The 20,799-nt window shown below is 71.1% G+C and carries 22 protein-coding genes; 8 read left to right on the top strand and 14 right to left on the bottom strand.

The window, feature by feature from the left end:
- Positions 1 to 4: 4 nt before the first annotated feature.
- Complete coding sequence (locus AACH11_RS22845; protein ID WP_341376596.1) at positions 5 to 1,519, bottom strand: DUF2325 domain-containing protein; 1,515 nt, start codon at positions 1,517 to 1,519, stop codon at positions 5 to 7.
- 124 nt (positions 1,520 to 1,643) lie between these two features.
- On the opposite strand from AACH11_RS22845, the gene AACH11_RS22850 reads away from it, so the two are divergent.
- Positions 1,644 to 2,384, top strand: a complete 741-nt coding sequence (locus AACH11_RS22850; RefSeq protein WP_341376597.1) for an alpha/beta fold hydrolase — start codon at positions 1,644 to 1,646, stop codon at positions 2,382 to 2,384.
- Here AACH11_RS22850 and AACH11_RS22855 read toward each other — a convergent pair.
- The gene (locus AACH11_RS22855; RefSeq protein ID WP_341376598.1) at positions 2,362 to 2,805 is read right to left on the bottom strand and encodes a VanZ family protein; all 444 of its coding nucleotides are present in this window, start codon (positions 2,803 to 2,805) and stop codon (positions 2,362 to 2,364) included. The genes AACH11_RS22850 and AACH11_RS22855 overlap by 23 nt on opposite strands.
- A gap of 62 nt (positions 2,806 to 2,867) precedes the next feature.
- Here AACH11_RS22855 and AACH11_RS22860 point away from each other — a divergent pair, with 62 nt between their 5' ends.
- Entirely contained in the window at positions 2,868 to 3,188 is a 321-nt protein-coding gene (locus AACH11_RS22860) for a YnfA family protein (protein ID WP_423228802.1), read from the top strand.
- A gap of 35 nt (positions 3,189 to 3,223) precedes the next feature.
- Here the strand turns inward: AACH11_RS22860 and AACH11_RS22865 are convergent, their stop codons facing one another.
- From AACH11_RS22865 to AACH11_RS22880, 4 genes are all read right to left on the bottom strand, one after another.
- The gene (locus AACH11_RS22865) at positions 3,224 to 3,763 is read right to left on the bottom strand and encodes a cytochrome b/b6 domain-containing protein (RefSeq protein ID WP_341376599.1); all 540 of its coding nucleotides are present in this window, start codon (positions 3,761 to 3,763) and stop codon (positions 3,224 to 3,226) included.
- A 25-nt stretch (positions 3,764 to 3,788) separates the two neighbouring features.
- Positions 3,789 to 4,049, bottom strand: coding sequence for a PepSY domain-containing protein (locus AACH11_RS22870; protein WP_341376600.1), 261 nt, complete (start codon positions 4,047 to 4,049; stop codon positions 3,789 to 3,791).
- Positions 4,050 to 4,182: 133 nt separating this feature from the next.
- On the bottom strand, positions 4,183 to 4,821 hold the full coding sequence (gene mobA / locus AACH11_RS22875) for a molybdenum cofactor guanylyltransferase MobA (protein ID WP_341376601.1): 639 nt from the start codon (positions 4,819 to 4,821) through the stop codon (positions 4,183 to 4,185).
- A 184-nt stretch (positions 4,822 to 5,005) separates the two neighbouring features.
- Positions 5,006 to 5,614 carry a hypothetical protein gene (locus tag AACH11_RS22880; RefSeq protein ID WP_341376602.1) on the bottom strand — a complete coding sequence of 203 codons (609 nt, stop codon included), beginning with the start codon at positions 5,612 to 5,614 and terminating at the stop codon, positions 5,006 to 5,008.
- A gap of 261 nt (positions 5,615 to 5,875) precedes the next feature.
- Here AACH11_RS22880 and AACH11_RS22885 point away from each other — a divergent pair, with 261 nt between their 5' ends.
- Positions 5,876 to 6,775, top strand: coding sequence for a transglutaminase-like domain-containing protein (locus AACH11_RS22885; RefSeq protein ID WP_341376603.1), 900 nt, complete (start codon positions 5,876 to 5,878; stop codon positions 6,773 to 6,775).
- Positions 6,776 to 6,802: 27 nt separating this feature from the next.
- On the opposite strand, the gene fdhA is transcribed toward AACH11_RS22885, so the two are convergent.
- Together fdhA and AACH11_RS22895 are read right to left on the bottom strand one after the other, a co-directional pair.
- A complete protein-coding gene (gene fdhA / locus AACH11_RS22890; RefSeq protein WP_341376604.1) occupies positions 6,803 to 8,014 on the bottom strand; it encodes a formaldehyde dehydrogenase, glutathione-independent in 1,212 nt (403 codons plus the stop codon).
- A gap of 191 nt (positions 8,015 to 8,205) precedes the next feature.
- The gene (locus AACH11_RS22895) at positions 8,206 to 9,141 is read right to left on the bottom strand and encodes a LysR substrate-binding domain-containing protein (protein WP_341376605.1); all 936 of its coding nucleotides are present in this window, start codon (positions 9,139 to 9,141) and stop codon (positions 8,206 to 8,208) included.
- 97 nt (positions 9,142 to 9,238) lie between these two features.
- Here AACH11_RS22895 and AACH11_RS22900 point away from each other — a divergent pair, with 97 nt between their 5' ends.
- The 4 genes from AACH11_RS22900 (at position 9,239) to AACH11_RS22915 (ending at position 13,555) form a co-directional block, all read left to right on the top strand.
- A complete protein-coding gene (locus AACH11_RS22900) occupies positions 9,239 to 10,507 on the top strand; it encodes a M24 family metallopeptidase (RefSeq protein ID WP_341376606.1) in 1,269 nt (422 codons plus the stop codon).
- A 138-nt stretch (positions 10,508 to 10,645) separates the two neighbouring features.
- Entirely contained in the window at positions 10,646 to 11,509 is an 864-nt protein-coding gene (locus AACH11_RS22905; RefSeq protein ID WP_341376607.1) for a glycine betaine ABC transporter substrate-binding protein, read from the top strand.
- A 34-nt stretch (positions 11,510 to 11,543) separates the two neighbouring features.
- Positions 11,544 to 13,250 carry a choline dehydrogenase gene (locus AACH11_RS22910; protein WP_341376608.1) on the top strand — a complete coding sequence of 569 codons (1,707 nt, stop codon included), beginning with the start codon at positions 11,544 to 11,546 and terminating at the stop codon, positions 13,248 to 13,250.
- A gap of 35 nt (positions 13,251 to 13,285) precedes the next feature.
- Entirely contained in the window at positions 13,286 to 13,555 is a 270-nt protein-coding gene (locus AACH11_RS22915) for a cupin domain-containing protein (RefSeq protein ID WP_341376609.1), read from the top strand.
- On the opposite strand, the gene AACH11_RS22920 is transcribed toward AACH11_RS22915, so the two are convergent.
- Positions 13,546 to 14,403: a LysR family transcriptional regulator gene (locus AACH11_RS22920; protein WP_341376610.1), complete on the bottom strand. Its 858-nt coding sequence runs from the start codon at positions 14,401 to 14,403 to the stop codon at positions 13,546 to 13,548. The genes AACH11_RS22915 and AACH11_RS22920 overlap by 10 nt on opposite strands.
- 295 nt (positions 14,404 to 14,698) lie before the next feature.
- On the opposite strand from AACH11_RS22920, the gene AACH11_RS22925 reads away from it, so the two are divergent.
- On the top strand, positions 14,699 to 15,868 hold the full coding sequence (locus tag AACH11_RS22925) for a DnaJ C-terminal domain-containing protein (protein WP_341376611.1): 1,170 nt from the start codon (positions 14,699 to 14,701) through the stop codon (positions 15,866 to 15,868).
- Positions 15,869 to 15,911: 43 nt separating this feature from the next.
- Here the strand turns inward: AACH11_RS22925 and AACH11_RS22930 are convergent, their stop codons facing one another.
- The 5 genes from AACH11_RS22930 to AACH11_RS22950 all read right to left on the bottom strand — a co-directional run bounded on the left by AACH11_RS22930 (position 15,912) and on the right by AACH11_RS22950 (position 20,751).
- Positions 15,912 to 16,664 (bottom strand): fumarylacetoacetate hydrolase family protein, encoded by a 753-nt coding sequence (locus tag AACH11_RS22930; RefSeq protein WP_341376612.1) that lies wholly within the window; start codon positions 16,662 to 16,664, stop codon positions 15,912 to 15,914.
- A 92-nt stretch (positions 16,665 to 16,756) separates the two neighbouring features.
- Positions 16,757 to 18,040 carry a TRAP transporter large permease subunit gene (locus AACH11_RS22935; protein WP_341376613.1) on the bottom strand — a complete coding sequence of 428 codons (1,284 nt, stop codon included), beginning with the start codon at positions 18,038 to 18,040 and terminating at the stop codon, positions 16,757 to 16,759.
- Positions 18,041 to 18,050: 10 nt separating this feature from the next.
- Positions 18,051 to 18,614, bottom strand: a complete 564-nt coding sequence (locus AACH11_RS22940; protein WP_341376614.1) for a TRAP transporter small permease — start codon at positions 18,612 to 18,614, stop codon at positions 18,051 to 18,053.
- A 101-nt stretch (positions 18,615 to 18,715) separates the two neighbouring features.
- Complete coding sequence (locus AACH11_RS22945; RefSeq protein ID WP_341376615.1) at positions 18,716 to 19,732, bottom strand: TRAP transporter substrate-binding protein; 1,017 nt, start codon at positions 19,730 to 19,732, stop codon at positions 18,716 to 18,718.
- A gap of 74 nt (positions 19,733 to 19,806) precedes the next feature.
- Positions 19,807 to 20,751: a shikimate dehydrogenase family protein gene (locus AACH11_RS22950; protein ID WP_341376616.1), complete on the bottom strand. Its 945-nt coding sequence runs from the start codon at positions 20,749 to 20,751 to the stop codon at positions 19,807 to 19,809.
- Between the last annotated feature and the right edge of the window lie 48 nt (positions 20,752 to 20,799).

Below are 20,799 nucleotides of genomic sequence, written 5' to 3' on the forward strand. Positions count from 1 at the left end.
CCCCTCAGGCCGGCTGGCGGCTGAACCGCAGCGGCTGCCAGCCGGCCAGCGCCCGCTCCAGGCTGCTGCGGCTGGGCTTGTCGACGAAGACGCAGGGTGTGCCGGTGCGCTTGCAGTGCGCCTTCACCCGCCAGTAGGCGTCATGGCTGATGCAGCCGGTCTGGCAGATCACCAGATCGGCGGCGGCCAGGCTGGCCTCCAGCAGGCTGGCATGGTGCTCCAGGCCGCCGTCGTGGTGCAGGAAGCGGCTGCCGGCATGCTCCACCACGTCGCGGTAGACCGGCACCGCGCCGGACAGGCCGCCCACGCACAGCACGGCGCGCGGCGCCGCCGCCGGCGCGCAGATCGTGTCATCGGCCGGCACCGGATCAGACGGCAACGGCGGCGAGGCCTGGGCCGCCCGGCCGCCCGCCCGCACACCGGCGGTGGACGGGGCAAGCTCACCGTCGACCGGCAGCAGACCGGCACTGCCGGCCGCGCCGGCCGCCGCCGACTCGGTGCGGTGCAGCGAAGCGCGCACCTGGCGCAGCGCCAGCGCCATGCCCTGCATGCGCTGCTGCATCGCGTGCACCTGCTGCTGCAGGCGCTGGCGGGCGGGCAGATCGGGCAGTCCGGCGCGCACGTCCTCCAGATCCTGCTGCAGATGGGCCAGGCGGGTGTCGCGCTGGATCAGCTCGGCCCGCAGGCGCACCAGCTCGGCCTGTTGCTGCTCGATGCGGCGGGTCTGCTCGGCGGCCTGCAGGCGTGCGCGGGACTGCTGGTCGAGCAGTTGCTGCTGCAGCTCGGCGTGGGTCTCGCGCAGCTGGCGCAGCGCACGGCGGTCCGCCCGCTCGCTGGCGCCCCACTGGTGCTGCAGCAGATGGACATCGCGCAGCACCTCGTCTTCGAGCGAGCTGTCGCAGGCGGGATGGGTCAGCGTGGACCACAGGGCACCGGCCACGCCGTCGCCATGCAGGGCGGCCTGCCAGGCCTCGCGCAGCGCGACGCGGGTCTTGATGGCGCGGGCGGTCTGGACCTCAGCGGCATAGCGCGCATCCAGCGCGTCCTGCAGGGCCTCGGCCACGGGGCCGCGCGGCCGACAGTGGCCGACGAGCTGGTTGTGGATCGTGTAGTCGTCGTCGCTGGCGTCGAGCATCAGCACCCGGCGGGCCAGCGCCCGCGCGGCGTCGAGCGGCAGGCACACGCCGATGACGGGGCAGCCGGCATGGGCACCCAGCTGCCACAGCCGCCGCCGGGCCTGGCTGGGCGGACGGGCGGGCGCCGCCACGGCCATCGGGGCGAGGGCCGGCGTGCCGGATGCGGGCCCGATCCCCGCGCGCTCGGGCAAGCCGGCAGGCCCGGACCCGGACCCGGGCTGGCCGACCGGCTCCGGCGCATCGGCCGACCAGGCCGGTGGCACCGCACCCAGCACCGATCCGATGGCCTGCGCCACGGCATGGCGACAGAGGCCCGGCACCGGGCGGAAGGGCTGGTAGGAGGACGGACCGCCAGCCTCGGTCTTGCGCAGCAGATCACACATGCCCTCATATTAAATGAGAATCGTTCTCATTGCATGGATGACCCTGTCCAACGCTCCGCGCGGCCGCGTCACCCCTGCGCTATCCCGATGGGCAGCGCACGGCGACCGACCCACAATCGCGCGCATGACACCCACCCCGCTGCTGCTGGTCCCCGGCCTGATGTGTGATGACGACTGCTGGGCCGACCTGCGCCAGGCCCTGCGGACGCTGGACCCGCTGGGCCAGACCCGCCAGGTGCGGGTGATCGACCACGGCATGGCCGACACCCTGGCCGGCATGGCCGAGCAGATCCTGGCCGATGCGCCGCCGCGCTTCGCGCTCGCCGGCCATTCGATGGGTGGACGGGTGGCGCTGGAGGTCTGGCGCCTGGCACCCGACCGCATCAGCCACCTGGCGCTGCTGAACACCGGCGCCGTGCCCCTGGCCCACGGCGAGGCCGGCGAGCGCGAACGCACCCAGCGACTGGGCCTGCTGGCCATCGCCCAGACCGAGGGCGTGGCGGTGATGGCCCGCCAGTGGGTGCAGGCGATGGTGGCGCCGGCCCGGCTGCATGGCGATCCGGCGCTGGTCGAGCGCATCGTCGCGATGCTGGCGCGCAAGACGCCGGCCCATTTCGAATGCCAGCAGCACGCGCTGCTGAACCGGCCGGACGCCCGCCCGGTGCTGCCCACCATCACCGCACCGACGCTGCTGCTGTCGGGCGAGGAAGATGGCTGGTCACCGCCGGCCCCGCACGAGGCGATGCGCCTGCTGATGCCCGAGGGCGTCGGCCGCCTGGTGGTGGTGCCACGCGCCGGTCACATGGCGCCGATGGAGCAGGCCAGCGACGCGGCCCGCGCCTTCAACGACTGGCTGCTGCGCTGAGCACGGCCGCGCGCACGCGCCGCGCCTGCCGGCGGCGCAGCCACCCGCCGACACCGGCCGCGAAGGCCAGCCCCAGCGCCAGCCCGGTCGCATCGCCGACCAGATCCGCCCCATCGGCGCTGCGCCCGGGAATGCCGGCCTGCAGCAGTTCGATCAGCAGGCCATAGCCCATCAGCGCCGCCACCGGCTGCCACAGCCGCCGCCGGCTGACGGCCCAGGCCGCCAGCCAGACGGCCGCCAGCGCCGCGAAGGCCAGCGCGTGGTTGGCCTTGTCCCAGCCGGTATCGGCCATCCGCGGCGGGTCCGGATACAGCGCAAGGAAGCTGATCACGCCCAGCAGCGCGGCGAACAGGCCGCGCGCGGCCAGGCGCCAGGGCCGGGCCACCGGCAGCAGCGGGCTTTCATGGATCGACAGCGACATGGGCGCGATGCTAAGGCCTGCACAGGAGCCCACCGGGCCCGACCCTGAGCAGAATCCCGCAGATGCGCACCCTGCTCTTGTATGCCCTCACCGCCCTGGCCGAGATCGTCGGCTGCTGGCTGCCCTGGCTCTGGCTGAAGCAGGGCCGGCCGGCCTGGCTGCTGCTGCCGGCCGCCGCCAGCCTGGCACTGTTCGCCTGGCTGCTGACGCTGCACCCGGGCGCCTCGGGCCGGGTCTATGCGGCCTATGGCGGGGTCTACATCGGCGTGGCGCTGGTGTGGCTGTGGGCGGTCGACGGCATCCGGCCCACGCCCTGGGATCTGGCCGGCGCCGCGGTGGCGCTGGCCGGCATGGCGATCATCGTCTGGCAGCCGCGGGGCTGAAGGGCGGCCCGGCCGGACCGGCCGGGCATCGCGCCTCAAGACCAGCGCTTGACGCCGGTGATCATGGCCTTGACCAGATTCACCCGCTGCAGCCGGCCCATCACGATGGCCGCGGCCGCATGCACGCCGGCCAGCACCATCAGGCCGTTGGCCAGCGCCTCGTGCAGCTCCATCAGCCATTCCTCGCCGAACCAGCGGTCGGTGGTCTGCATCCAGCCGGTCAGGCCGAGCGCGGCCACCAGGGCCATCAGCACGAGCATCATGAGGGCGCCCAGCGGGTTGTGGCCGGGATGGGCGTCGGGCTCACGCCGCCGCATCGCCTGCAGGTGCAGACGGATGCGCTGCGGCGTCGGGAAGAAGTCGGCAAAGCGCGCATGGCGCGTGCCGACGAAGCCCCAGACCACCCGCGCGGCGACCAGGCCCGAGGCCAGCCAACCCAGCCACTGGTGCAGGTCCTCGCCCTCCTCGACGACACCGAAGTTGAGGAGCACGCAGGCCACCAGCGTCCAGTGGAAGATGCGCACGAACGGGTCCCAGACCCGGATGGCGACAGCGGGCTTGTCGGTGGACGTCATGCGCGGGCTCCGACGCCGAGGCCGCTCAGGATTCCTGCTTGACGATGGCCAGCGTGGCCGGGTCGAAATAGATCTCGACCTTCTTGCCGGCCTTGTCCTTGCCGTAGATCTCGTAGCACTTGCCCTTGCTGACCTTGAAGGTCTTGATCTCGTAGCCCTGGGCCGTCAGCTTGGCCTTGGCATCGTCCTGCTTCAGCCACTGGGCCTCGGGCACGTTGCAGGCGGGGCCGGCGAAGGCGGTACCGGCGGTGACGGTCAGGGCGATGGCGGCAACGGTCGTCTTCATCATGGGCATCCTCAGGAGGTGGTCATCGGCCGGTGTTGACCGACGGATGCATTGAAGGCCGCGAACCTGAAGTGCATCTGAAGCGCGGTGCAGGCACAGCGCCGGCACCCGTCCATCCCTCCGCCCGCCCGCCTCAGCCCTGCAAGCGCGCCAGCTCCTCGGGCGTGTTGGCATTGGCGAAGGCCGCGGCATCGTCGAAGACCACGGTGGCGCAGCGGTGCTGCGCCGTCCAGCGGTCGATGCTGCGGCGGCCGCTGGCGACGAAGTCGGTCAGGCTGTCGCGCAAGGTCAGCGGCAGCAGGCAGAACACCGGCTGCGGCTGCAGCACACGGCCATCGGCCTCAGGCCGCCGGCCGGCGGCGCGCGCGCCCTCGTCCGGCAGCTCGCGGGTGGCGGCGATCGCCAGCTCGGCACCCTCGGCCTGCACCGCGGCGATCAGGCGGGCCGCCAGATCCAGGGGGAAGAACGGCGTGTCGCAAGGCACGGTCAGCAGCCACGGCGTCGTGCAATGGGCCAGCCCGGCCAGGAAGCCGGCCAGCGGGCCCGGCTGATCGGGCAGCACATCGGGCCAGACCGGCTCACCGAGTGCCGCATAACGGTCCAGATTGCGGTTGGCATTGATCATCAGCGCGCCGACCTGTGGCCGCAGGCGCTGCAGCGCGTGCCAGGCCAGCGGCTGGCCACGGTGCGGCTGCAGGCCCTTGTCGACACCACCCATGCGGCTGCCGCGGCCGCCGGCCAGGATCAGACCGGTGAGATCCTGACGCGCCATCGGGACGGCGGATGCAGGGACGGCGGATGCAGGGGCTGCGGCAACAGGAGGAGCGGTCATCGGGTCGGCATCCGGTGGCGGTTGATGCACCGCCCGGCCGGCCGGAGGTGCCGGCGCGATCCGGTCGCGGTCCGCGCCCATTGTCGACCGCTCCGTGGCCCGGCCGCACGGCCGGGCCGTCTCCTCAGGTCCGGCGTCGGCCAGCACCAGCTCCGGCCCCGGCGCCGACCACGCCCAGGCCGGCCAGCATCAGCGCGAGCGACGCCGGCTCCGGCACCGTGGACGCGGTGGACACCGCGTTGACGACCCCATCACGGATGCCCCAGGCCTCGTCACCCACGGTCTGGCCGAAGCCGGTGTAGCCGAAGGTCACGGTGTTGATGCCCGACTGCAGCGCGAAGTCGACCGAGAAGCCGACATGGCCACCCGACCAGTTCAGCCCGCCGCCCGTCGCGCTTGTGTCGACGGTGGCCCCCAGCAGATCGAGAGAGACGGCATTGGCACCCAGCCCGCCCATGGCGAAGCTGCCGGTGTAGACCTCGGTGCCGTTGATGGTGAGGTGGAAGACGTCACCGTAGACGCTGTGGTTGCCGTCCAGCGACCCATAGCCCTCGAGCGTGAAGGCCAGCGTGGCCGTGGTGGCCCCGTTGCCGGCGAACTGGACCTCGAAGCTGCCGGGCGACGCGATGGCACCGGTGCCGGTGGCCTGCGTGTAGATCGTGGTGGCGTGTGCGGTGCCGATGGACAGTGCGGCCAGTGCGCTGAGCAGGCCGACGATGGGATGCGTGAACAAGAATCCTCCGGATGTCGAAAGTGGCTTCATCCGAGGATAGACAGCGCACCGGATCGACGCATCCCGTGTCCGGGGCGAGAGCGGACACTTCAGGCCGTCCAACGCGCCATGCGAGGGCACGCTGGCCGGCGCAGGGCCCCCGCATGGCCCGATCCGTGCTGTACTCGGTCATCGTCGTTCCCACGGACCGCCGGCCGGTCCGGCATGCACCATGTCGTCCCTTCGTCCGCCCCATTGCCGTGCCCGTGCGGGGTCCTGCGCGTGACCCGTCTGCGACTCTCGCTCGACCTCGACTACCTCGTCACCTCGCCGCACGCGGACTTCGTCTTCAACATCCACGCGGCGCGCACCGCGCGCCAGCGGCTGCTGCACGAACAGCTGGCGGTCAGCCCCTCACCGGTCACCCGCATCGACACCGAACCGGTCAGCCACAACCGCCTGCTTCGGGTGCACGCGGCCGCCGGCCCCTTGCACGTGTCCTACACGTCCACGGTGGACCTGATCCACCACATGGCCGCGCCCTCGTCGCTGGCCGAGGTGCCGGTCTCGCAGCTGCCCACCGCGGTGCTGCAGTACATCTACCCCAGCCGCTACTGCCCGTCGGACCGGCTGATGAAGCTGGCCCTGCGCGAGTTCGGCGCGATGGCCCCGGGCCATGCCCGCGTGCAGGCGGTGCGCGACTGGGTGCACGGGCGCATCACCTTCCAGAACAACGCGTCGGACAGCAGCACCTCGGCACTCGACACGCTGCTGTCGACGGTCGGCGTCTGCCGCGACTTCGCGCACCTGATGATCACGCTGTGCCGGGCCCTGAGCATCCCGGCGCGCTTCGCCACCGGCATCGACTACGGCGCCGATCCGGCCCTGGGCCCGACCGACTTCCATGCCTACGTGGAGGTCTATCTGGGCGGACGCTGGTACCTGTTCGACCCCTCGGGCACGGCGATCCCGATGGGCTTCGTGCGCCTGGGCACCGGACGCGACGCGGCCGACGTGGCCTTCGCCACCATCTTCGGCGGCGTCATCAGCCAGCCCCCGCGCATCACGATCGAGGCACTGGCCGATGACGCCGGGCGTCTGGTGACGCCCTGGCACTGCCCGCAGGCGCTGTCGACCGACGACGGCCCGGAGGCCCGGTCGGACGCCCGCCCGGCGGCCTGAGGCCGCAGGCCTCAGGCGGGGCGGCGCTCAGGCCGCCACGGCCTGCCGCGCGATCTGCGCGTGCGGATCGATGACGAACTTCTTCGGTGCACCCGCGTCGAATGCGGCATAGGCCTCGGGCGCTTCGTCGAGGCCGATCAGCTGCACGCCGACGATGTCGGCGATGCGGATGCGGTCCCAGAGGATGGCCTGCATCAGACCACGGTTGTACTTCATCACCGGTGTCTGGCCGGTATGCAGGCTGTGCGACTTGGCCCAGCCCAGACCCAGACGCAGGCTCAGCGAGCCCTGCTTGGCGGCCTTGTCGGTGGCGCCCGGATCCTCGGTCACGTACAGGCCGGGGATGCCGATCTTGCCGGCCGCGCGCGTGATCTCCATCAGCGAGTTGAGCACGGCCGCCGGCGCCTCCTGCTGCGAGCCGGCGTGGCCGTGGCCGCGCGCCTCGAAGCCCACGGCGTCGATCGCGCAATCGACCTCGTTCGTGCCCAGGATCTGCGCGATCTGCTCGCCCAGGCTGGCGTCCTGCGACAGGTCCACCGTCTCGAAGCCGACGGCCCGTGCATGGACCAGCCGCGCCGGGTTGATGTCGCCGATGATGACCACCGCGGCACCCAACAGTCGGGCTGAGGCGGCGGCCGCGAGCCCCACCGGCCCGGCCCCCGCCACGTAGACCGTGCTGCCGGTGCCCACCCCGGCCGTCACCGCGCCGTGGTAGCCGGTGGGCAGGATGTCGGACAGGCAGGTCAGGTCGCGGATCTTCTCGATCGCCTGTGCCCGGTCGGGGAACTTCAGCAGGTTGAAGTCGGCGTACGGCACCATCACGTACTCGGCCTGGCCGCCGATCCAGCCGCCCATGTCGACATAGCCATAGGCGCCGCCGGCACGCGACGGGTTGACGCTCAGGCACACGCCGGTGTGCTGCTCCTTGCAGGTGCGGCACCGGCCGCAGGCCACGTTGAACGGCACCGAGACGATGTCGCCCTTGCGCAGCGTCTCGACGTCACGGCCGGCCTCCAGCACTTCGCCGGTGATCTCGTGGCCCAGCACCAGGCCGGCCGGCGCGGTGGTGCGGCCGCGCACCATGTGCTGGTCCGAGCCGCAGATGTTGGTCGTCAGCACCTTCAGGATCACGCCGTGCTGGGCGACGCGCCCGGACGGATTGACCAGCTCGGGAAAGGCGATGGACTGGACCTCGACATGGCCCTGGCCCAGATAGACCACGCCCCGGTTGCTTGACATGGCAGTCTCCTCTTGTGGGTCTCGCGGCGGTAGGTTGACCGTCGGCCGCCCGCGGCGGGCGACAGGAGACCACCCCACCGCCGTCTCGCGGGTGGTCCTGGCGCGGACTCTGGCAGGCCGGACCTGCGAGGACTTGAACGGGAGCGACGCGGCTTGGCAAGGCAGCGCCAGCCGCGCTCTTCCAGCAGCGTTCAGCCAGCCGTGGCCAGCCGCGCCGCCTCGCCATGCCGGGAGAGCCAGTCGACCAGCTCGCCGAGCTGCGGGCGAGACGACCGGGTGCCATTGACCAGCAGGTGATACGAGCGCCCCGAGCGCACGCTGAACGGCGACAGCCGCTGCAGCCTCCCGTTGGCCAGGTCCTCGTCGACGAGATGACGGGTGCCCAGCGTCACGCCACGGCCGCGCCGCGCCGCATCGAGCTGCACGCCGTGGCTGTTGCCGTACTCCATCGGCCGCAGGCGCGCAGCCTCGACGCCCAGCGCCCCGAACCAGGCCGCCCAGTTGATCCAGTTGGGCTCCAGCCGCTCGTAGTCCAGCAACACGTGCGAGAGCAGCGCCTGCGGGCTGTCGCAGGGCTGCGGATGGCGGCGGATGTAGTCGGGGCTGGCCACCGGAAACAGCTCCTCCTCGAACAACGGGCGAGCCGTCCAACCCGCGCGCGCCGGCACGTCGTAGGCCAGCGCGATATCGACCGCCTCGTCGAACAGGTCCTGCGTGCGATCGGAGGTGACGGTACGGATGCAGCCGGCAAAGCCGGGATGGCGCTCACGGAAATGCCGCATCACCTCGCCCAGCCAGCCGTGCGAGACCGCGGTGTTGGCGGCCACCGTGATGGTCGTCGTGGTCGGCTGCCCGCGAATCTCCTCCACCGCCTCGGCCAGGAAGTGGAAGGAGGCGCTGGCCTTGGCCTGCAGCTGCTGACCACGCGCCGACAGACGAACGCGCCGGCCTTCACGCTCGAACAGCTGGGCGCCGACGAAGTCCTCCAGCAGACGGATCTGCTTGCTGACGGCCGCCTGCGAGACATGCAGCTCCGCCGCCGCACGGGTGAAGTTCAGGGTGCGGGCCGCGGCCTCGAAGACCACCAGGCTGGTCAGCGAAGGCAACCGGTGGCGCAGGCTCTTCATGACTTCAGGTTATCGATGACGATGAATATCCAGCTGTGTACACGCCAGAAGGGCATTCGTAAAGTGAATCCGGATTCAAAACCCGAGGAGCACTTCCATGACGATCCTGGACTGGCACGGCGCCCAGGCCGACGACACTGATCCTGCCGGTTGGGGGCGGGACGGCACCGAGGTGTCCCCGCCGCCCGACATCGATCTGGCGGCCGTCCGCCGCTACCGGCTGGCGCGCGTGCGCGCCGAGATGCAGACGCGCGGCATCGACGCCCTGCTGATCAGCGATCCGGTCAACATCCGGTATGCGACGGGCGCGCGGAACATGCAGATCTTCTGCGCGCGCAACGCACCCTCGCGCTATCTGCTGCTGACGCCGACCGAATCCATCCTCCACGAGTTCACCGGCTGCGAGCACCTGGCCGCCGGGCTGGAAACGATCAGCGAGGTGCGCGCGTCGAGCACGGCCAGCTTCGTCGCCGCGGGTCCGCAGATCGTGCAGCGCGAGCGGGCCTGGGCGGCCGAGATGGCCGACACCGTGCGCGAGCGTGTCGGGCCGCAGGCCTGCCTGGGCCTGGAGCGGCTGAATGCCGGGGTGGCGATCGCCCTGTCGGGCTGTGGTCTGCGCATCGTCGATGCGCAGGAGCCCATCGAGATGGCCCGGGCCATCAAGTCGGCCGCGGAGGTGCAATGCATCGAGGCCTCGCTGCGGGCCACCGAGCGGGCCGTCGGTCGCCTGCGTGAGGCCATCCGCCCGGGCATCACCGAGAACGCGCTGTGGTCGATCCTGCACCAGTCGGTGATCGCCCAGGATGGCGATTATGTGGAGACCCGCCTGCTCAGCTCGGGGCCGCGTGCCAACCCCTGGTTTCAGGAGACATCCAGCCGCGTGATCGAGGCCGACGAGCTGATCGCGCTGGACACCGACGTGGTCGGCTGCCACGGCTACTACTCGGACTTCTCGCGCACCTTCCATGCCGGGCCGAACCGCCCGACAGCCGCGCAACGCACGCTCTACCAGCTGGCCCACGAGCAGGTGCACCACAACATGGACGTCATCCGGCCAGGCTTGTCCTTCCGCGAGTACAGCGAGCGGGCCTGGAACATCCCGGCGCGCTACCACGCGAACCGCTACTACCTGTCGGCCCACGGCTGCGGCATGACCGGTGAGTACCCCTATCTGTACCACCACGCGGACTTCCCGGCTTCAGGCTACGACGGCGAGATCCGCCCGGGCATGACGCTGTGCGTGGAAAGCTACATCGGCGAGGCCGGTGGCCGCGAGGGCGTGAAGCTCGAACAGCAGTTGCTGGTCACCGACACCGGCACCCGGCTGCTGTCCCGTTTTCCTTTCGAGGACGCGCTGCTGGCCTGAGCACGCATGACGATCGTTTATGGAGGGCTTGCAAAACTTCAATGCCCGCCAGACCACCCGCAGACCGGTCGGCCGACCCATACTGCCCTCGCCGGCCGGCCCTGATTCCCACCCCATCGACATCACGCGAGTGAGGACATGAAACTCCTGAGAAGTCTCCTGAAGGCCGCGACCCTGTCGCTGGCCCTGCTGGCCGGCGGCGCATCGAGCGCGGCCGAGAAGGCCATCACCATCGGCGTCAACAACTGGGCCGAGAACATCGCGGTGGCCAACCTCTGGAAACTGCTGCTTGAAGGCAAGGGCCGCCAGGTCAAGCTGCAGAACGCGGACAAGGCCATGCTCTACGGCGGCGTCGCCAAGGGCCAGATCGACCTCACCTTCGAAGTCTGGCTGCCCCACCTGGACGAACCCGCCTTCTCCAAGGTGCGCGACAACGTCGAGCTGATCGGCCCCTGGTTCCTGGAAGCGAACATGGGTCTGGCCGTGCCCGACTACGTCACCGTCGACAGCATCGATCAGCTCAATGCCCGCAAGACCGAGTTCACAGGCGGCGGCACGCCCACGGTCTACGGCATCGAGGCCGGCAGCAGCCTGATGGGTGCGACGGACAAGGCCAAGGTGCAGTACGGTCTGGAGTTCAACGTGCTGGCCTCCTCCGAGTCCGGCATGCTGATCACGCTGGAACGGGCCATCCAGCGCAAGCAGCCCATCGTGGTGACGCTGTGGAAGCCGCACTGGGTGTGGTCCAGGTACAAGCTGCGCTACCTGAAGGATCCGAAGGGCCTGTACGGCAAGACCGACGCCATCCACGCGATCTCGTCGAAGACCTTCCGCGGTGAACATGCCGAGGTCGACCGTTGGCTGCGCAACTTCCGCATGGACGATGCCTCGCTCGGCAGCCTGATGGCCGAGATCATCGCCCAGGGTCAGTCCACGCCAGCCAAGGGCGCCCGTGCCTGGATCGACGCCAATCGCACGACGGTCGACGCATGGCTGCGCTGACGCCACGACCACGGACTGCTGCGCGGAGCCTGTCTTGGACACAGAATTCGACTACGTGATCGCCGGGGCCGGCTCAGCCGGCTGCGTGCTCGCACGCCGCCTGGCTGACGCCGGACATGCGGTGCTGCTGCTGGAAGTAGGTGGATCGGACCGTTCGTGGATCATCCGCATGCCGGCCGGGCTGCGTTCGGCCTTCAAGCCGACCTCCAGGTACAACTGGTGGTTCGAGACCGAGCCGCAGGCCCACCTGGGCGGGCGCCGCATCCAGCAGCCGCGCGGACGGGTGCTCGGTGGCTCTTCCTCGATCAACGGCATGACCTGGCTGCGTGGCCATGCGCTGGACTACGAACGCTGGGAAGCCGAGGGGGCCACCGGCTGGGGCTGGGCCGACTGCGCGCCCTACTTCAAGAAGATCGAGACCCGACGCATCGACAGCCGCCACCGCGGTGCGCACGGGCCCATCCATGCCCAGCGGCAGGAGACGCTGGGCGTGCTCAACGCGGCCTTCCTGGAGGCCGGCCAGCAGGCTGGCTTCGCGCTGACCGACGACGTCAACGGCCTGCGGCAGGAAGGTGTCTCGCGCTTCGAGATGAGCGTGCGCGACGGCGTGCGCAACAGCAGCGCCTACGGCTATCTGCACGACCGTCCGCGCGACGCACAACTGACGATCTGGTTGCACTGCGAGGTGCAACGGATCCGGCTGCAAGGCGGCCGCGCCACCGGCCTGCAGGTGCGCCACAAGGGCCGGATGGTGGAGGTGCGGGCCAGGCGCGAGATGATCCTGGCCTGCGGCGTCTTCGGCTCGCCGCAGCTGCTGATGCTCTCGGGCATCGGTCCCGCCACCCATCTGCGCGAGCACGGCATCCCCTGCCAGGCCGATCTGCCCGGCGTCGGCGAGAACCTGCAGGATCATCTGGAATGCCACATCCAGATCGAGACGCGGGAGCCGGTCTCGCTCAACCGCGAACTGCAGCCCCACCGCATGCTGTGGGCCGGCATCCAGTGGTTCGGCTTCAAGAAGGGTGTGGCGGCGGTCAACCAGTGCCATGTCGGCGCCTTTCTCAACAGCGCGCCGGACATCGCCCATCCCGACATCCAGTTCCATTTCTTCCCGGTCTTCTTCGACAAGCAGTGGATCCCGGTGCCCACCACCTACGGCTACCGAATCGGGGTGGGACCGATGCGGCCGACCAGCCGCGGCCGGGTGCGCCTGCGCAGTCGCGACGTCACCGACGCGCTGCGCATCGATCCGAACTACATGGCCACGGACGAGGACTGGCGCGTGATGCGCGAAGCCCTGCGTCTGGGTCTGGACGTCGCGCACCAGCCAGCGCTGCGGCGATTCCTGCACCGCGAGGACACGCCCGGGCCGCAGATCCGCCAGGGCCGGGCACTCGACGACTTCATCCGTGAGGATGCAGCCAGCGCCTACCACCCCTGCGGCACCTGCCGCATGGGACCGGCGCACGATCCGATGGCCGTGGTGGGCCCGGACCTGAGGGTCCGCGGCATCGACGGCCTGCGGGTCATCGACGCCTCGGTCTTCCCTTCGGTGCCCAGCGCCAACATCAACGCCGCGACCATCATGCTGGCCGAAAAGGCCTGCGACCTGGTGCTCGGCCAGCCGCCGCTGCCACCCGAGCCTCTGCCCTGGCATGAACAGGGCGGCTGTGGCGCGAACCGCCACAGCCCGCGCCATGCCGACAGCCCCCGTCACGCCGACCGCCGCCTGCGCGCCTGAGGCGCCGCATCCGACCGCTCACAAGGAACACCACCATGTCATCGATCACCGTCCGCCCCGCCACCCCGCAGGAACAGTCGTCATGTGCCGACTGGGACCTGTGGGACACCGGCACGGCCGCCCATTACGAGCACGTCTATGACCGCGGCGTGCAGTTCATCGTCCAGCAGGGCGAGGCCGAGATCCACCTCGGCGAGCACACCCCGGTGACCGTACGCACTGGCGACTGCGTGACCATCGAGCCCGGTGCGACCGGGCGCTGGGACATCCATGCCCCGGTGGTCAACCGTTGGCGCTACCGCTGACGGACGACCCGTCGCAGCTCATCCGCGAAGCCCTCGACCGCGGGTGAGACAGCGTGCCGGGCCCGCCGCAGCTCGATCATCACCAGGCCCAGCGGCGGCAGGCCGCAGGCCTGGGCATCGAGCCGGCGCCAGGCCGGATCGATCAGGCACTCGATGGTCGCCGTCAGCGCCAGGCCACTGTCGACGGCCAGGTTCACACCGGTCACACCGGTGCACTCGCAGGCGATCTCGTAGTCGCGCTGCGCCAGCGTGAGCGCCTGCAGCATCTGCTGGCGATAACTGCAACCATGGGGATACAGAGCCAGCGGCAGCGGGCCCGATCCCGGCAACGTGAAGCCAGGCGCGGCCACCCAGTGCAGGGGCTCGCCGCGCAGCAGCTCGGCACCAGCCTCGCCATTCCGTTGGGTGAGCAGCGCAAGGTCGAGTTCACCCTCGTCGAGGGCGGTGAACAGATGGTGGCTGATGTCGTTGCGGATGCGCAGTTGCACGGCCGGGTGACGTTCGCGGAAACGCTGCAGAACGGGCCTCAGGAAGGCGCTGGCGTAGTCGTCCGGGATGCCGAAACGCACCACGCCGCCGAGCTCCTCGCTGCGGAACAGGCCCAGCGCCTCCTCACTGACGGCCAGCAGCCGGCGGGCGTACTGCAGCAGACGCTCGCCATCCGGCGTCAAGGCGGCGCCCTGGTGACCCCGGTCGAGCAGACGCCGGCCGACCAGTTCCTCCAGCTTCTTGAGCTGGATGCTGACCGCCGCCTGCGTCTTGTGGAGCCGCCGCGCCGCCAGCGACAGGCTGTTGCACTCGACGATGGTGTTGAAGGTGTGGAGCAGATGAAGGTCGAGGTGGCGCACGCCGCGAGGTCTCCGGCCGGCGACGCACCCCTCGTGCGCATCGGCGGGCGACAGCCTACGTCATGCCGGCCCCTGCGGCCAGCCGGGGCCCGCATGCCCCGGATCCAGCGCGGTGCCGCCGCGGGCCCGCGCAGCAGCCTCGAGCGCATGGACTGAAGCGGGCCGCTCCGGGCCGCGGCCCCGCCGAGACGGCAGGTCCATCCCGCGAAGCCGGGCGTCGGGATGCGGCCGCCAGCGCACGCCGGCCGCCGGCCTGCAGCCACAATCGACGCCATCGCCGTCAACGGGAACCGGTTTGGACATCGACGACGCCTACTCCGAACTCGGGCTGCGGCCGGGCGCCAGCGCCGCCGCGGTCAAGGCCGCCTGGCGCCGGCTGGTCTCGCACTGGCACCCGGACCGCAACCCGGCGGCCGAGGCCGCGGCCCTGATGCAGCGCATCAACGCCGCCTACGACCGCATCCGGCTGGCCACGGTGCGCGAGGCCGGCGCAGACGACGGCCCGCCGGGCGGCGACGCGCCGCGTGAGCCGGCCTCCGGCGCGCGCCCGCAGGCCCGCGAGGCCCACGCCGGGGCGGCCGGCGGCGGTGCCGGTCCCCGGGCGGCGTCCGGCACGGGCGCGGGAGGCGCGGGTGAATCGGGTGAAGCGGGTGGCGCTGGCAGCGCCGATGCCGATGCCGACGGCCCGCCGCGTGTCGTCCGGCGCCGGGTGCGCCTGTCGCTCGAAGAGGCCGTGCGGGGCGCGACGCGCAGCCTGCGCGGCCGGCTGCGCGAGCAGTGCGGCGCCTGTGCCGGCAGTGGCCACGCCGGCGAGCCCCTGGGCTGCGCCAGCTGCCGGGGCAGCGGCCAGCGCCGCTCGGACTGGTGGGTGGCCTGGCCGCCCAGGTCCACGCCCTGCGAGGACTGTGGCGGCACCGGCCTGCGGCAGCAGCCCTGCCCGGTCTGCGAAGGCGCGGGCGCCCTGACGCGGCACTACCGCTGCACGGTCCGCCTGCCGCCCGGCCTGCGCGACGGCGACCGGCTGAGCGCCGACGGCGGTGGCGGGCACCGCGGCGGTTTCGATGGCCGGCTGGCCCTCGAGGTGCGCTGGACGCCGCACCCGCTGCTGCGCGTCGATGCCGAGGGCCTGCTGCGCAGCGAGCTGCCGGTCGACGGCTGCGCCTGGCTGGCCGAGCGCTGGGTCGAGGTGCCCTCACCCACCGGGGCGCTGCAGATGCGGCTGCGCCGCGGGCGCCTGGTCTACCGCCTGCCGGGCCAGGGGCTGCCGCAGGCGCGCGGCGCCGACGCGGCCCGAGGCGATCTGGTCGTCACGGTCACGCCGGTGTTCGCACCGACGCTGGATGCCGAGCAGCAGGCGCTGCTGGAGCGGCTGGCCGCCATCGCCGAGGCCCATCCGCCGCCGGCGCTGCGCGCCTGGCAGCAGCGGCTGCAGGCCTGGCGTGATGCGGACGCGGCAGGCGCTTGAGCGTGGATGGGGGCCGACGCCGTTGACGGCCTCAGTGACGGCCTCAGAGCTGCACCGTCACCTCACCCAGAGCGTCGAAGCGCACCTGCACGCGGTCGCCTGCGGCCGCCGGCAGCATGCCGCACCAGGAGCCGGTGGTGACGACGGTGCCGGCCGGCACGGTGCGGCCGTCACGGCTCAGGTGCTGCAGCCAGCGCGGCAGCACGGCCACCGGATCGGCCAGCGTGTGGGTGCCGGTGAACACGCGCTCGTCCTGAGCGCCGATGCACACGCTGCAGCGTTGCGATGACCAGTCACGCCCGGCGTCGAACGGCTGCCAGGCGCCGACGACCAGTGCGCCATGCGACTGCAGATCGGCCAGCTTGGCCAGCGCGGCGGCCTCGCGCGCCTCGGTCCAGCGGCTGTCGCAGACCTCGATGGTGACGGCCATGGCGTCGACCAGCGCGCGGGCGGCGTCGACGGTCAGTGCGGCAGCCTCCTCGGGCGTGACGTCGCGCGCCAGGCGCAGCGCGACCTCGGCCTCGATGCCGCGGAAGCTCAGGAAGGGAAAGTCGCGCAGATCGGCCGGTGCCGCGCGTACGCCGGCGGCCGGCAGCGGCGCATGGGTCTGCTCGGCGACGCTGCGGCCGCCGGACTTCCAATGGGTGACGGCCGCGCCGGCCAGGCCGTGCAGCACCTGATCCTGGACGGCATAGGCCGCGGCCTCGTCGGCCAGGGCCGCGGTGACGGCGACGGTACGGCGATGGCGGCGGGCGTCCAGCAGCGCAGCGCTGGCCTGTTCGATGGGGTGGGTCATCGGCCGATTGTGGCCAGCGCCGGCGGCGACGGCACGCCGCGGCCGCGTGCCCTCGTGCAGGCGATCCCGGCCCGGCTGCAGATCCGGCGCGTTCAGCGCGTGGCGAACCACTGCGCCGGCACGGTGACGATCTGCGGAAAGATCACCATCAGGAACATGACGATGAACTGCGCCGTCATGAAGGGCAGCACACCGCGGGTGACCTGGTCCATCTTCATCTTGCCGACGCCGGCCACCACGTTGAGCACGGTGCCCACCGGCGGCGTGATCAGGCCGATCGCGTTGTTGATGATGAACAGCACGCCGAAGTAGATCGGATCGATGCCGGCCGCCTTGACCACCGGCATCAGGACGGGCGTCATGATCAGGATGGTCGGCGTCATGTCCATCGCCGTGCCCACCGCCATCACCAGCAGCATGATGGCGATCAGCAGCAGGGTCTGGTTGCCCATGAAGGGCTCCAGCAAGGCGATCATCTGGCCGGGGATGTCGGCCACCGTGATCAGCCAGGCGCTGACCATGGCCGCGGCCACCAGGAACATGATGACGGCCGTGGTGCGCGCCGCGCTCAGGAACACCTCATGCAGCTGGTGCCAGCCCAGTTCGCGGTAGACCAGCGTGGAGACCAGCAGCGCGTAGACGGCGGCCACCACCGCCGCCTCGGTCGGCGTGAAAACACCCATCTTCAGGCCCACGATGACGATGACCGGCAGCACCAGCGCCCAGCCGGCCTCGCGCAGGGCCCTCAAGCGCTCGGCCAGGCTGGCCTTGGGCGGCGGGGTGATGGCCTCCCTCTTGGCCACCCACCACCAGGCGATGGCGATGGACACGCCCATCAGCAGACCCGGCACGATGCCGGCCAGGAACAGCTTGCTGATCGACAGATTGGCCGCCACGCCGAAGATCACGAAGCCGATCGACGGCGGGATCACCGGCGCGATGATGCCGGCCGAGGCGATCAGGCCGGCTGACTTGGCCGGGTCGTGGCCGGCGCGCTTCATCATCGGCAGCAGCAGCGCGGCGAGCGCGGCCGTGTCGGCCACGGCCGAGCCCGACAGCGCGGCCAGCAGGCAGGCCGCGACGATGGCGACGAAGCCGAGCCCGCCCCTCACATGGCCGACCAGGGTCAGGGCCAGATGCACGATGCGCCGGCTCAGGCCGCCGACGTTCATGATCTCGCCGGCCAGCATGAAGAAGGGAATCGCCAGCAGCGGAAAGCTGTCGGCGCCGTTGATGACGTTCTGCGCCAGGATCTGCGCATCGGTCATGTCCAGCTGGGCCATCAGGGCGACGCCCGACAGCAGCAGCGCATAGGCGATCGGCACGCCGAGGGCCATCACGGCCAGCAGCGAGCCGAGGAAGACGATGACGGTCATGGTCAGGGCCTCATCCGTGCGGTTTGAAGGTCTGGCTGCGGTCGAGCTGCAGCTCGTGGATCTGGGCCAGATCCTCGGATTCCTGCACCATGGCCAGCGCGTCGTCACCGAGGCGGCCGCTGAGCGTGCGCCACAGGTCATGGGCCAGCATCACGCCGGTGGTGGCCGCGAACACCACGCCCGCGGCATAGAACACCGCCACCGGCAGGCCGGTGACCGGTGCGGCAACATCCAGGTTGATCACCGCCTGCTGCCAGGCGCCGCGCAGCAGCAGCACGGTCGCCCACAGCATCAGCAACTGGCCCACCACCCGGCACACCCGACGGCCGCCGGGCCCCAGGCGGGAGGTCAGCATGTCGGTGCCCAGATGGGCCTGGCGGTGCACCGCGACCGCGGCCCCCAGGAAGGTCAACCACACGAACAGCCAGCGCGCCAGCTCCTCGGACACGGTGATGCCCGAGTTGAACGCATAGCGCATCAGCACATTGGCGGCCACCAGCAGCACCATCGCCGCCAGCATCGCCACCATCAGTCTTTCCAGCAGACGGCACCAGCCATCCAACCACCGGGTCATCGTCCGTCTCCTGCAGAGGCGGCGGTGCGCATGCTCGGCATGCGTGCGCACCGCGCCAACGGTCATCGTCGTGGCCACATCGCGGCCGCTTCAGGGCCGCGTCACTTGGCGGCGCGCGCCTTCTCGACGGCGGCCATCATCTCGCCGACGATCGGGCCGAGCTCCTTGGTGTACTTCTCGGCCACCGGCTTCGAGCGCTCGCGCAGCTTGGCGATCTCCTCGGGCGGCAGCTCGTGCACGGTCATGCCCTTCTTGCGGATGTCGGCCAGCTCGCGGGCCGCCTCGTCGCGCGCGACCTTGCGCTGGAACACCGCCGTTTCCTGGGCCGCATCGCGCAGGATCTTCTGCTCGACCGGGCCGAGCTTGTCCCAGAACTTCTTGCTGACGATGACCGCCTGCGGCGTGTACATGTGGTTGGTGATCGTCAGGTGCCTGCTGACCTCGTTGTACTTGCCGTCGAGGATGTTGAGCAGCGGATTGGTCATGCCGTCGATGGCCCCCTGCTCCAGCGCGGTGTAGGTCTCGGTGAAGGGCATGGGCACCGGCGAGGCGCCGAGCGACTTCATGAAATCCACGTACAGCGGCGTCGGGATGACGCGCATCTTCAGGCCCTGGAAGTCATCGGCCTTGGCGATCGGCTTCTTCGCGGTGTGCACCTGGCGGAAGCCCAGATCCCAGTAGGCCAGACCGACCAGACCGCGCTCCTGCAGCTTGTCCAGCAGCTTGCGGCCGACCGGACCGTCGGCCACGGCGTCGGCCTCACGGGTGTTGTTGAAGAGGAAGGGGAAGTCGAAGACCGCCATCTCCTTGACGTTGCCGGCCAGCAGGCTGGCGTTCATCACCGTCATCTCGACGGTGCCGCCCTGCATCGCGGAGACGGTCTGCAGGTCCGGGCCCAGCGTGCCGCCCGGAAAGGGCTTGACGGTGATCTTGCCGCCGGTCTTCTGCGCGACCAGCTCGGCGAACTTCTCGACGCCGACGACCTGCGGATGGCCCTTGTTGCTGGCCGACGGGAACTTGATGGTGCGCGTCTCGATGTCGTTGGCCGCGGCCAGGCCGCAGGTGCCGAGGGCGGCGGCCAGCGCGCCGAGCTGGAAGGTGCGACGCAGGATGTTCATGGACAAGTCTCCTCTGTGGGGGTGGATGGATGAAGAAACGGCACGGTGGATCGGGCCGGCCAGCCCGGAATGGATCAGCAGCGGAGCAGGTGCTCGCGCACGTCCTGCAGGTCGTCGCGCACGGCGGCGGCCACCTCGTCGAGGCCGAAGAACCTCAGGTAATCGGGTACCTGATGGACCAGCATCTCGAAGCCGGGATGGGCGGTGATGCCGCGCCGGGCACAGGCGCGCAGCAGCGGTGTGGGCTCACGCTTCATCAGGATGTCGACGACACGGGCATGCGGCGACAGGCGCGCGACATCGAAGGGCAGCGGATCGTCGGCGCGCAGGCCCAGCGGCGTGGCATGGATGACGAGGTCGAAGCCGGCCGGATCGGCCGTGCCGGGGGTGCGCACGCGCGGGTCGTCCAGCCGCCGGGCCAGATCGGCGGCGCGGCAGCCCAGATCGTGCAGCGCGAGCTCGGCCAGGGGCTCGGCCCGCAGCGCGGCGGCGATGGCCGCGCCGGCGCCGCCGGTGCCCACCAGCAGCACCCGCGCGCCGCGGGTGTCGATGCCGAAGTGGTGCAGCGCGCCGACGAGACCGCTGCCATCGAACAGGCCGCCGTGCAGGCCGCCGTCCGCCGCACGCCGCACCGCGTTGACCGACTGCGCCAGACGCGCCGCGGCATCCATGCCGGCGAGCTGCGGCACCAGCGTGGTCTTGTGCGGAATGGTCAGCCACAGGCCGCCGACCGGGGCGCCCAGCGGGCCGGCCGACCGTGCGTCCGCACGCCCATCCAGGCCGTCGCCGCAGGCCTCGCCGGCCCGCAGCACGGCCCGCGCGAAGGCCGGCAGATCGGCCACGGCCACCTGCACCGGCACCAGCACCGCGTCCACGCCATGGCGCTGGAACACGCGGTTGAAGATCTGCGGCGCCTGGACCTGGACCACCGGATCACCGACGACCATGAAGACACGGGTCCGGCCGGTGATCGGATGGTGGGCGGTGGCGGCAGCGGTGGATCGGAGAGCAATCGGCATGGGGCGGACTGTAGGCAGCCCGCCCGGGGCCGGGAACGGCTGACGCCG

This window comes from Pseudaquabacterium rugosum (genome assembly GCF_038066575.1).
In the GTDB taxonomy this organism is placed as follows: domain Bacteria; phylum Pseudomonadota; class Gammaproteobacteria; order Burkholderiales; family Burkholderiaceae_C; genus Pseudaquabacterium; species Pseudaquabacterium rugosum.